The organism is Desulfuromonas sp. (assembly GCA_002869615.1).
Classification (GTDB): Bacteria; Desulfobacterota; Desulfuromonadia; order Desulfuromonadales; family UBA2294; genus BM707.
Genome location: PKUH01000063.1, coordinates 1 through 11,033, shown reverse-complemented (window position 1 = coordinate 11,033; position 11,033 = coordinate 1). Strand labels below are relative to the sequence as shown.

Below are 11,033 nucleotides of genomic sequence, written 5' to 3'. Positions count from 1 at the left end.
GACGTGTCCCCTGAAGACTGAAACTGGGAAGAACCGCCGGGTCCCGGCCCGGCAGCCGGGTTCATTTCTTTATTAAGCGATAAAGAAACGAACCAAAGAAACCGCTCCCTTGCAGGGGGCTTTTGTGCGGTCAGGATTATTTCTGTTCAATTGTGTTGCCGGGGAGTTTGCCTTGAGGCAAACGCGGAATGTCTCCGTGGCGGTTGCGGTTGGGCTGCGGTTCAATGATCGCGCTACCGGAAGCGACCTCAAGAGCTCCACGGGTAAGTCAAAATCAACAATGGTCTCCCAATCGGAGTCTAAACGTCGGCGGGGAGACTTCCCGAAGTTCAGGGAAGTGTCCCCTGACCTGAAGGCAGAAGACAAAAGGCAGGAAGAACCGCGCGGTCGCGGCCGCGCACTCCGCCATACTCTTTTATTAAGCCATAAAAGAGTATGCAGAAAACGGCTCCCTTGCCGGGGGCTTTTTTGTTCGGTCTGGATTGTTTCTGTTCAATTGTGTTGCCGGGGAGTTTGCCTTGAGGCAAACGCGGTTCGTCGCTGTGGCGGTTGCGGTCGGGCTGCGGTTGAGTGATCGCGCGAGCGGACGCGACCTCAAGAGCTTCGGGGGTGAGTCAAAAGCATCAATCGATTCCCTATCGGAGTCGAAAAGTTGGCTGGGACACTACCCGCATTTGAGGGAAGTGTCCCCGGAAGAAAGTTTTTTTGACTTTTCCCATTGCATTTACCGGCGCCCCAATTGCGGTATCCATATTTTTTATACAACCCGCCGGATGTTCCATGTTAAGTATTGAACTCCCTCAATCCAGGAGAACGAACAGTGAGTGACGCCCGTCAAGGCGCATACGAAATCCTGCAACAGGTCGAACAGGGCGGGTATTCCGATCTCGTGCTCGATCGCTGGTTGTCGCAGCATCCGGCTCTCGATATACGTGACAAGGCCCTGCTGACAGAGCTGGTTTACGGTGTCCTGCGGCTGCGTGGCCGCATCGATTTTGCTCTCGAAAAATTCTGCAACCAGCCGCTTGAGCGCCTCGAACCGGCGGCGCTCCGGTTGCTGCGTATCGGCACCTATCAGTTGCTCGAACTCGACCGGGTGCCGGAGCGGGCGGCGGTGCATGCTACCGTTGAACTGGCGAGACGTTCCGGTATGGAGCGGCTGGTCGGCCTGGTCAATGGTGTCCTGCGGTCTCTCGCGCGTGAAGCTGCATCCATAGAGTGGCCGTCGCGTGACAAACCACGTCCTTACATGCAGCATGTCTGCTCTCTGCCCGGGTGGATCACCAAAGAGATGATGCGCCTGTTGCCGAATATCGAGGCGGTCGCCCTGGCCGAAAACATGGCGCAGCAGCCACCTTTGAGTTTGCGCGTCAACAGCCTGAAGACATCGCGCGACCAATTCCTTAAGGCATTAGAGATGGCCGGCCACGAGGCGCGGCCCTGTAAATATGCAGCCGCTGGAGTCGTGGTTGAAAAACGGGGAGAGGAGCCGCTGCCCGGTAACCGCGAGGGCTGGTACCAGGTTGAGGATGAAGCGAGCATGCTGGTCACGGAGCTGCTCGATCCGCAGCCGGGTGAACGGATTCTCGATGCCTGTGCCGCCCCGGGCGGCAAGACCACCCATATTGCCATGGCGACGGAGAATCAATCCGAAATAACAGCTCTGGATCTGCATGAGCATCGGGTCGGTTTGATCGAGCAGGGGGCGCGTCGGCTCGGATGTAAAAACATCGATGCCCGACAGTGGGATATGACGGCGGTTCCCGATTTTGTCGCAGCAGAGAGATTTGACCGGATTCTGGTTGATGCACCCTGTAGTGGCCTCGGAGTCCTGCGCCGCAACCCCGAAAGTCGATGGACCCGTAAAGCGGTTGATATCAAGAAGCTTGCCCGGTTGCAGCTGGCCATTCTCGAACGGGCAGCGCCATTGGTCAAGCCGGGCGGCAGCCTGGTCTATTCTCTGTGTACATTTACCAGCCGGGAAACCGAAGATGTTGTACAGGCTTTCCTCGAAGAGCAGAAGGGTTTCGTGCGCGAGAATCCGACGGGTTCGGTGCCGGCTGTGTGGGCAGACCTGTTGACCGAAGAGGGTGCTCTGCGCAGCTGGCCGCACCGACATGATGGCATGGATGCTTTTTACGCGGTCCGTTTCCGCAAGAACGGGAGTTGAAGGGCTGGCGGCTGGCATGCTTTGCGGTTGAACCGTGCCGGCAATCATGGCAAAGTACACACTTAACGGAACCCAGCGACGACAGACAGGAGCTTTACCGATGGTCAAGATTGCCCCCTCGATCCTTTCAGCTGATTTTTCCCGGCTCGGTGATGAAGTCAAGGCGATTGCCGACGCCGGTGCCGATTACATTCACGTCGATGTCATGGATGGACACTTCGTGCCGAACATTACGATCGGACCGCTGGTGGTCGATGGCCTGCGGCCGGTCACCGACAAGCCGTTCGATGTTCACCTGATGATCGAAAATCCCGACCAGTATATTCCGGAGTTCGCCCGGGTCGGATCTGACCTTATTACCGTACACCAGGAGGCAGTGCCGCATCTGCACCGGACCGTCCAGCTGATCAAGACGCTCGGTAAGAAGGCAGGTGTTTCGATCAATCCGGGTACGCCGGTCAATACCCTCGAATCGATTCTCGACGATCTCGACCTGGTACTGGTAATGTCGGTCAATCCGGGGTTTGGCGGCCAGTCTTTCATCGAATCATGCCTGCCGAAAATCGAGACGCTGCGCAAGATGATCGACAGCCGCGGGCTCGATTGCGAACTTGAGGTTGATGGCGGTGTCAAGGCTGACAATATCAGCCGCGTAGCATCTGCCGGCGCCGACGTTTTTGTCGCCGGAAGTGCTGTTTTCAGTAGCTCCGATTATCGAAAAACGATTGCAGCCCTGCGCACCAACGCTTCGTCCCTGACCGTCTGATGATCGATACCGACTCGATCCGGCAGGCGCTCTCGCGGTTCCCGCAGCGCCGGTTGACCGTTGGCTCGATGCGACCTGCGGCGGTTCTTCTGCCGCTTTTTGAGCGGGAAGGTGAGCCGCACCTTGTGTTTATCCGGCGGACGGAAGAGGTCAGGCATCACCAGGGGGAGATTTCTTTTCCGGGAGGGGCGCGCGAGGCTGTCGATGAATCCCTCAAGGCGACCGCTCTGCGTGAAGCGGATGAAGAGATCGGGCTGAAGGCAAAGGATGTCACTCTGCTCGGCCGTCTCGATGATTTTGAGTCAATCCACGGCTATCATGTGGTGCCCTATGTCGGATGTTTCGAGGCGCCGTACTCCTTTCAGCCTGATCCCCGGGAGACGGCCGAGATGATCGAAGTGCCGCTCGCCCGGTTGCGTGATCCGGCAATCTTCCGGGTCGAAGACTGGACGCACCAGGGAAGGCAGGTCCCGGTCTGTTTCTACAGCATCGATGAACATGAAATATGGGGACTGACGGCCGAAATCCTTCGGCAGTTTCTCGAGCATACTGACTGAATGAATGAGTGAGACTGCATCGAGACGGAACAGCAAGACTGGAGCATGAAAATCCGACGTCATGCCCGGAGGCGCTTCCTGGCCGGAAACCGGCATCACAAACGGTTAAAGGCCGAGAGCTTTATCAAGCTTACCTTCGGACTCGAGGTCGAAAAGATCATCACAGCCACCAAGGTGTTGATTGTCAACAAAGGTTTGCGGTACCGTTCTCTGGCTGCAGCGGTCGCGCATCTCGTTTTCGCGATTCAGGTCGTTGGTTACATCGTACTCGATGAACTCGACCTCCTTGGTCCGTAGAAGTTCCTTGGCGCGATGGCAATAGGGGCAGTAATCTTTGGTGTAGATCTCGATTTTTTTCATGGATGTCTCCCGGTGTTCTGGTTTTGTTATAGGTAATTCTAGCTGAATCTTGCGGGTCTGCAATGAAAAGATGGACTTCAACGGAAGGGTTCAAACGGATGAAAACATATCGATTGTTACTGGTATTGTTGTTGGTGCTGCTTTCCGCCTGCAGCATGATGCCGAATCACAAGGATGATTTTACCAAGAAAAATGAAGACTTCATGCTCCGTGTCCGCTGGCTCGATTTCCAGGGCGCGTCCCTTCATTTTTCCGAAGAGCTCCGAGCCGATTTTTTGGAGCGCTTCAATGATGTTGACGACCTGAAAGTGACCAACTTCACGATGACACGGCTGGACATCGATGCCCCCAACGACCAGGTTGTTGTCCATTACCTGCTTGAATACTACAAGCTCCCTTCGGTGACTTTGAGCAAAAAGCGGTTCTCTCTCGCCTGGGAAGAGCAGGCATCAGGGGGGATGAAGTTTGCTTACTGGCGGATTGTCGAGCCCTTTCCCGAGCTCCTCTGATTCGGCGCCGGCAAGCTTTTCAAACGATGGGAAAAGGGCGTTTCCGAGGGCATTCCGGTAACAGTTTCAGGATCGTTAAACGGAACAAATTTTCGCTTGATTTACCTGAACCCTTTATGATAGAAATCTGCATACTGTATACAAGAATAGGGGAAAGACAGAAATATTTGGTCTTTCCCTTTTTTCAAGGACTTCGCCGTCCGCATCGGACAGGTGCGGGTGGTCTGCGTGGAGGTCGTTTTGTCACAAGTCTTTTTTTCCAGTTGGGGACGCGAAATCGTCGATAATCGTCAGGGCGGCGAAGCCGATCTGGCCTCGATCAACCTGAAACTGCCGGAGAATTATCTCGACCAGGGTAAAATCGGTGCCTTCATGGGCTGGGATGGGATCATCCTGCTCGACAAGGAGACCGATGTCGTTGCCATGGCGGCCGAGTACATGAAGCGGGTGCAGGAGAAGCATTGCTGCGCCAAGTGTTCGCCGGGTAAGCGCGGCACCCGGGTGCTGCAGGATACGCTGGCGCGCATCGTCAACGGTGAGGGCCGCGAGCAGGACCTCGAGACGATCGAATCACTATCGGCGCTTCTCGATAACTGTAAATGCACGCTCTGCATGACGTCGGCCATTCCGGTGTTCGATGCGGTCAAGCATTTCCGCAGTGATTTCCTCGCTTATATCAACGGTGAGAAAAAACCGAAAACGGCCAAGGCCTACAAGGACCGGGTGACTGCACCCTGTATCGACCGCTGCCCGGCCCATATCGATATTCCGACCTACATTGAAGAAATCAAGGAGCGCCGCCACGACGAATCGCTGGCGACCATCCGCGAATATATGCCGATCCCCGCTGTATGCGGCCGGGTTTGCCCGCATCCGTGTGAAACCGGCTGCCGCCGGGCTCTGGTTGATGAGCCGGTCAGTATCATGGTGATGAAGCGCGTCGCTTCGGATCACGAATGGCTGCACCACAAGCAGCCGCCGATGGTTCCAAAAGCGCCAACCGGCAAAAACGTGAGCGTCGTCGGTGCCGGCCCGGCCGGCCTGACCTGCGCCTACTACCTGGCCCTGGAGGGCCACAAGGTCAAGATCATCGACATGCTCAACGAGCCGGGTGGCACGGTTGCAGTCGGTATTCCCGATTACCGGATGCCGCGTCATCTGTTGCGCCGCGAAGCGGAAATCGTCGAGGCCCTCGGTGTCGAGATCGAATATGGTGTCAAGCTCGGCCGCGATGTGTCGTTGCGTGAGCTGAAAGAAAAATATGACGCAGTCTTCCTCGGTACCGGCGCATTCAAGTCGAAGCCGATGGGGGTCGAGGGTGAAGATCAGGGTTACGATGGTTTCTCCGAGGGCGGCATTCATTATCTGCGGGCCGTTGCCCTGAACCAGGGCATGGTGACTCCGAAGCGGGTGATCGTCGTCGGCGGCGGCAACACGGCGATTGACTGTGTACGCGTTGCCCTGCGCGAAGGCGCCGAAGAGTCGATCCTGGTTTATCGCCGAACGCGTAAGGAGATGCCGGCCGAATCGTACGAAGTTGATGATGCCGAAGAAGAAAACGTCAAGTTTGAGTTCCTGCGCAACCCGACCCGACTGATTGTCGAGAACAACAAGGTGGTCGGCGTCGAAGTGATCAAGATGGAACTCGGCGAGCCCGACGACTCCGGTCGCCGGCGGCCGCAGGAAGTTCCGGGCAGTGAATATGTCATCCCCTGCGACATGGTTATTCCGGCGATCGGCCAGGACCCGGACCTTTCCTATCTCGAGGATGGCGATTACGGCATCGAGCAGACCCGGTGGAACAGCATCGTCACCCGGGGCGGCACCATGATGACCGATAACGAAGGGGTCTTCGCCGGTGGCGACTGTGAGTACGGCGCCATGACAGTTGTTCTGGCCGTTGGCCATGGGCGCCGCGCCGCCCGGGTCATGCATCGGTACCTGATGGAAGGCAAGTCCGTCCTCGACGATGATGACGCCATGGAAGATCTGTTCAGCAACTTTGGTGTTTTTGACAAAAACGAAAATATCGGTATTGCCGGTGGTTTGCACCGGGAACATCAGCCGAAGATCGATGGCCCTGAACGGGCTACGAATTATGAAGAGATCGAACTGGCGATGCCGGAAAGCCAGGCCGTGCGTGAGGCTGAGCGTTGTCTCCGCTGCTATCGTGTCGGCATGGTCGCGGTGAGCTGATTGTTTTGATTTTTGTGCCGCCCGGGTTTTCCGGTGGCGGCAGATTCCTTAGATACAGGTGATAAGTCCATGATCAATCTCAAGATCGACGGCAAAGACGTTCAAATCGAAAACGGAGCCACAATCCTTAGCGCGGCTGAGCAGGCCGGGATCAAGATCCCGACGCTCTGTTACCTCAAGAAAGTCTCCCCGACCGGCGCCTGCCGGATCTGCGTGGTCGATATCGAAGGGTCCGACAAGCCGATGACCGCCTGCAACACCCCGGCTTCCGAGGGCATGGTGGTGACGACCGAGAACGAGAAGCTGGCTGCGATCCGCAAGCAGATCATCGAACTGTTGCTGGTTAATCATCCCCTTGATTGCCCGGTTTGCGATGCCGGTGGTGAATGCGATCTGCAGAATGTCTGTTACGAACACGATGTCGACACCCAGCCGTTTATGGCCGAAGATGTCAACGCCGGCGTCATCGACAGGTGGCCGCTGATCCAGCAGGTTCCGAACCGTTGCGTCATGTGTGAGAAATGCGTCAAGGTTTGCCACGAGACAGTAGGCTCCTCGGCCCTTTTCATTAACGATCGCGGCGACCGCGCTTTTATTGACAAGGAACTCGATCTCTGCGAATTCTGCGGCAACTGTGTTGCCGTTTGCCCGACCGGCACCATGATCTCGAAGACCTTCAAATTCAAGGCCCGCCCCTGGGAACTGACGAAAACCCAATCGGTCTGTACTCTCTGTGCAGCTCATTGCCAGGTTGAATACAACGTCAAGAACAACGAGGTTTTACGCGTTACCTCTCGCGACGATGTCACCGTCAACGACGGCAACCTCTGTATCGGCGGATACTTCGGCTACGGCTATATCAATTCCGAAAAACGCCTGACCGCGCCGTTACTCAAAAAGGGGAACGCCCAGGTCGAAAGCGACTGGGATGCGGCTTTTGTCACGGTTGTCGACAAAATCAATGAAATTAAAAAATCTGCCGGGGCCGATGCGGTCGCCGGTCTGACCTCGCCGCGGCTGACCAACGAGGAAAACTATCTTTTCCAGAAGCTCTTCCGCGCCGGTATCGGCAGTAATAATATCGATTCCGAGGCCCGGTTCGGGGCGCTACAGACCCAGCAGGTCCTGAACGAGAAAATCGGGCTACAGGGATCGAGTCACCACATCAGCCATATCGGCAAGGCCGACGCCGTTCTCGTTTTCGGTTCCGATGTGACGGCCGAGGCTCCGGCCATCGACTGGCAGATTGAGGCAGCGACCCGCAGCAAGCGTGACGGCAACCTGATTGTTGCGAATATGCGTAAGGTCAAGCTGACCCGCCATTCCAACACCTTCCTCAACTACGGCCCGGGAAGCGAAGTGGCGCTGGCCAATGCTCTTGGCAAGCTGATCCTCGACAAGGGGCTGGTCGATGAGGCCAAGCTGAAAGAGCTGGTCGGCAACGTTGATGAGCTGAAATCACATCTCGGCAGTGTCGATCTCAACAAGGCGGTCGAGGCGACCGGTGTTGCGATCGAGTTGCTTGAAGAAGCGGCGACCTCCCTCGGTCAAGCCGGTTCGGTCGCTCTTGTTTTCGGTGGCGATATCTGCAAGGGCAAGGATTCTGCTCAAGTTATTGCTGCTGTCGCCAACCTCGCAATCATAAGCGGTGCGCTGTTTGGCGAGGCCGGAGGGGTTTTCCCGGTCGACGAAAAGGGCAATATGCAGGGCCTGCTCGAAATGGGTGCCTGCCCGGAGACGTTCCCCGGCTACCAGGACTATGCAACCAGCAAAGCGACGTTTGAAAAAGCCTGGAATGTTTCGTTGCCTGATAATGGCAAGAATGCAATTGCCATCCTTGAAGGTATCGAAAAGGGAGAGATCAAGTGCCTCTATCTGGCCGCAATCAATCCGCTGGTCACTTTCCCGATGAATGGTCGCTGGCGGCAGGCTCTGGAGAAGATCGATTTCCTGGTTGTTCAGGATATTCTCGCTTCCGAGTTGACCGCCATGGCCGATGTCGTTCTCCCGGGGACAACAGTCGTTGAGAAGACCGGCAGTGTTACCGCTCTTGATAACCGGGTCAGCTGTTTGAGCAAGGCGATCAAGCCTGTTGGCGAGGCGCGTGAGGACTGGGAGATTTTTGCCGAGCTCTGCGGCCGGCTGGCCGGTCAGACGGCCTGCCCGGAAAGTGCTGCCATTCTGCAGGAGATTCGCGAACTGGTCCCGATGTACGAAGGTGTCTGTTTCGCCGGTGGCGGTCATGGCCAGATCTGCCTGAAGGAGACATTTGATATTGCCCCGGGGCAGCTTACTTATACGGCTGTTGATGCTACGGAGACCGTAGCCAACGGTCTGCAGCTGCTGAGCGGCAAGATCCTGTTTCACTTCGGGACGACCTCGACCTATGCGGCCGGGCCGCTCTCGGTGGCGCCGAAAGGCTATGTCGAAATCAATCCGGTCGATGCTGAAGCGGCCGGGATTGCCGATGGCGGCAAAGCCAAAGTTACGGCCGGGGGAACTTCGGTTACTCTTGAGGCGCGGGTGACCGATACGGTGCGTCCGGGGCTGTTGTTTGCACCGTATCATTTTGCCGAGAGTAATGTTCAGGCCCTGATGCCTGATATTCAGAACCGGGTCGCGGTAACCGTGAGCAAGGGCTGATCGGAAAAGAAGATCATTTCAGGGCATCCCGATTAACGGGGTGCCCTTTTTTTATTGCAGGAGAAAAACATGTTCAACACGGACTATCAGGAGAAGATTGCCTATTCCGAAGAGAAGGCCAGAAAGGTTGTTCTCGAAGAGACTACGCATTCCCGCTCGACCCTCTGGTGCCTTCTGCCTGGCCAGCGAATCGCTCCGCATATCCATGCCGGCGACCATGTCTGGGTTGTCTTTGAAGGAGCGGGACATTATCTCTCGGAAGGCGAGGCACCGCAGGCGATCGCTCCGGGGACGATTCTGGTGGCCCCGGCCGGTGAATCGCACGGTGTTGAAAACAGCGGCGACAAGGGCCTGGTTTTTCTCAGTATTTCAGCCGGCTGATTTGGCCGGAGCAGCGCCGCGTCTGTTCCGCAATATGTTATCCTTGCCGCATGTCTGAACTTGCCTCAGTATTTATCGACGTTGTTATGCCGGTTTTCGGCATTGTTCTGCTCGGCTCCTTTCTCGGGCACCGTTTACAGCTGCAGGCCCTGACCCTGACCCGGGCCGCCTATTTCGTTTTTGTTCCGGCGTTTATTTTCGACGCCATCAGCAAGGTCAGGGTTCCCCTCGACAATGTATTGACGATGGTCTCGTTTATCGCCCTGACCCATGTTCTGGCGGCCCTGGCTGCCGGCGGCATTGGCCGGATGATGAATCGGTCGCGGCAGATGATCGCCGCCTTTGTCATGATCGCCGCCTTCGGCAATGTCGGTAATTACGGCATCGCGGTCATCCAGTTCCGGCTCGGCGACGGCGCCCTCTCGTCTGCCATAATCCATTCCGTTGCGATTACCATCGTCGCTTTTGTTATCTGTGTCAGTGCCGCCGGCTGGGCCCGGGGCGGGAGCAAGGGCGCCTTGAACGGCCTGCTGCGGACCCCGGCCCTCTGGGCGGTGGTGCCGGCTCTTTTTGTCTCGCACAACGAGATTGCCGTGCCGTTGATGTTGACGCGGATGATCGGCCTTCTGGCCGGAGCCATGATCCCGGTAATGCTTTTCGCTCTCGGCGTTCAGCTGCGCGAGCAGAGCAAGGTTGAACTGAATGTGAATGTGTTCGTAACCTCGGCGATCCGTCTTCTGCTGGTGCCGGCCATTGCCGTCGCCGTTGCCATCCCGTTCGGTCTCGGACAGGTCGACTATGCCGCCGGGGTGCTGCAGTCGGCGATGCCGACCGCGGTGCTGGTCGCCATCATTTCCCGCGAGTACGATATCGTCCCGTCGTTTGTGACCTCGGTTGTTCTGGTTTCGACCCTTGCCAGCCTGATCACGTTGACCGTGATCATGGTTCTGTTGTAACCCTGTACCTCCTAGTGTTCCTTGTAACCCAGCACCACCAGGATACAGCTGCCGTCGGCAATCACGTTCAGGCCATTCTCTTCACCGAGTTTGATGGCCTCGGTGCTTTCGGCGCCCGGCTGCATCCAGATATGCCGGATCCCCTTTTCGATCGCTTCTTCAACCACCTGTACGGTAATTGCCGGTGGCGTGATCACCGAGATGCTGTCGACCCCGTCCGGGAGGTCGGCAACCGAGGCCGCCGCTTCAATCCCTTCGATGGAGCTGGCCCGCGGGTTGACCGGAATGGCGACACGATCGTTTTGCAGGTAGCAGCGCAGAACCTTGTTTCCGTACTTGTCGCGATTACTCGAAGCGCCGACCACGCCAAAGGCGTCAGCCGCTAAGAAGTCATTGATCTTTTCTGTTATCGACATTGTTTGCTCCTTTTAATGTTTACTTCGATGATAACATTTCAGCCCGGTAGAGACGAGCCGGTCAGGCAATCGAATATTT

At 56.7% G+C, this 11,033-nt stretch carries 10 protein-coding genes; 8 read left to right on the top strand and 2 right to left on the bottom strand.

Annotated elements, in window-relative coordinates:
- The first annotated feature begins 820 nt into the window (after positions 1-820).
- From C0623_06600 to C0623_06590, 3 genes are all read left to right on the top strand, one after another.
- Positions 821-2,170, top strand: coding sequence for a 16S rRNA (cytosine(967)-C(5))-methyltransferase RsmB (locus C0623_06600; protein ID PLY00806.1), 1,350 nt, complete (start codon positions 821-823; stop codon positions 2,168-2,170).
- 100 nt (positions 2,171-2,270) lie between these two features.
- Positions 2,271-2,936, top strand: a complete 666-nt coding sequence (locus C0623_06595; protein PLY00805.1) for a ribulose-phosphate 3-epimerase — start codon at positions 2,271-2,273, stop codon at positions 2,934-2,936.
- Positions 2,937-2,989: 53 nt separating this feature from the next.
- Positions 2,990-3,493 (top strand): CoA pyrophosphatase, encoded by a 504-nt coding sequence (locus C0623_06590; protein ID PLY00808.1) that lies wholly within the window; start codon positions 2,990-2,992, stop codon positions 3,491-3,493.
- Positions 3,494-3,598: 105 nt separating this feature from the next.
- Here the strand turns inward: C0623_06590 and grxC are convergent, their stop codons facing one another.
- On the bottom strand, positions 3,599-3,853 hold the full coding sequence (grxC, locus tag C0623_06585) for a glutaredoxin 3 (GenBank protein PLY00804.1): 255 nt from the start codon (positions 3,851-3,853) through the stop codon (positions 3,599-3,601).
- Between the two features lie 98 nt (positions 3,854-3,951).
- Here grxC and C0623_06580 point away from each other — a divergent pair, with 98 nt between their 5' ends.
- The 5 genes from C0623_06580 to C0623_06560 all read left to right on the top strand — a co-directional run bounded on the left by C0623_06580 (position 3,952) and on the right by C0623_06560 (position 10,538).
- Positions 3,952-4,362 carry a hypothetical protein gene (locus tag C0623_06580; GenBank protein ID PLY00803.1) on the top strand — a complete coding sequence of 137 codons (411 nt, stop codon included), beginning with the start codon at positions 3,952-3,954 and terminating at the stop codon, positions 4,360-4,362.
- A 240-nt stretch (positions 4,363-4,602) separates the two neighbouring features.
- Positions 4,603-6,558: a dihydropyrimidine dehydrogenase subunit A gene (locus tag C0623_06575; GenBank protein PLY00807.1), complete on the top strand. Its 1,956-nt coding sequence runs from the start codon at positions 4,603-4,605 to the stop codon at positions 6,556-6,558.
- A gap of 69 nt (positions 6,559-6,627) precedes the next feature.
- Positions 6,628-9,201 carry an NADH-quinone oxidoreductase subunit G gene (locus C0623_06570; protein ID PLY00802.1) on the top strand — a complete coding sequence of 858 codons (2,574 nt, stop codon included), beginning with the start codon at positions 6,628-6,630 and terminating at the stop codon, positions 9,199-9,201.
- 69 nt (positions 9,202-9,270) lie between these two features.
- Positions 9,271-9,582, top strand: a complete 312-nt coding sequence (locus C0623_06565) for a cupin (protein PLY00801.1) — start codon at positions 9,271-9,273, stop codon at positions 9,580-9,582.
- Between the two features lie 50 nt (positions 9,583-9,632).
- Entirely contained in the window at positions 9,633-10,538 is a 906-nt protein-coding gene (locus C0623_06560) for a transporter (protein PLY00800.1), read from the top strand.
- An 11-nt stretch (positions 10,539-10,549) separates the two neighbouring features.
- Here the strand turns inward: C0623_06560 and C0623_06555 are convergent, their stop codons facing one another.
- Positions 10,550-10,954 carry a CoA-binding protein gene (locus tag C0623_06555; GenBank protein ID PLY00799.1) on the bottom strand — a complete coding sequence of 135 codons (405 nt, stop codon included), beginning with the start codon at positions 10,952-10,954 and terminating at the stop codon, positions 10,550-10,552.
- Positions 10,955-11,033 lie beyond the last annotated feature (79 nt).

Excerpts from the sequence above, each read along its gene's own strand:
- C0623_06570 (PLY00802.1), top strand. The coding sequence starts at position 6,628 with ATGATCAATCTCAAGATCGACGGCAAAGACGTTCAAATCGAAAACGGA.
- grxC (PLY00804.1), bottom strand. The coding sequence starts at position 3,853 with ATGAAAAAAATCGAGATCTACACCAAAGATTACTGCCCCTATTGCCAT.
- C0623_06565 (PLY00801.1), top strand. The coding sequence starts at position 9,271 with ATGTTCAACACGGACTATCAGGAGAAGATTGCCTATTCCGAAGAGAAG.
- C0623_06560 (PLY00800.1), top strand. The coding sequence starts at position 9,633 with ATGTCTGAACTTGCCTCAGTATTTATCGACGTTGTTATGCCGGTTTTC.
- C0623_06595 (PLY00805.1), top strand. The coding sequence starts at position 2,271 with ATGGTCAAGATTGCCCCCTCGATCCTTTCAGCTGATTTTTCCCGGCTC.
- C0623_06555 (PLY00799.1), bottom strand. The coding sequence starts at position 10,954 with ATGTCGATAACAGAAAAGATCAATGACTTCTTAGCGGCTGACGCCTTT.
- C0623_06580 (PLY00803.1), top strand. The coding sequence starts at position 3,952 with ATGAAAACATATCGATTGTTACTGGTATTGTTGTTGGTGCTGCTTTCC.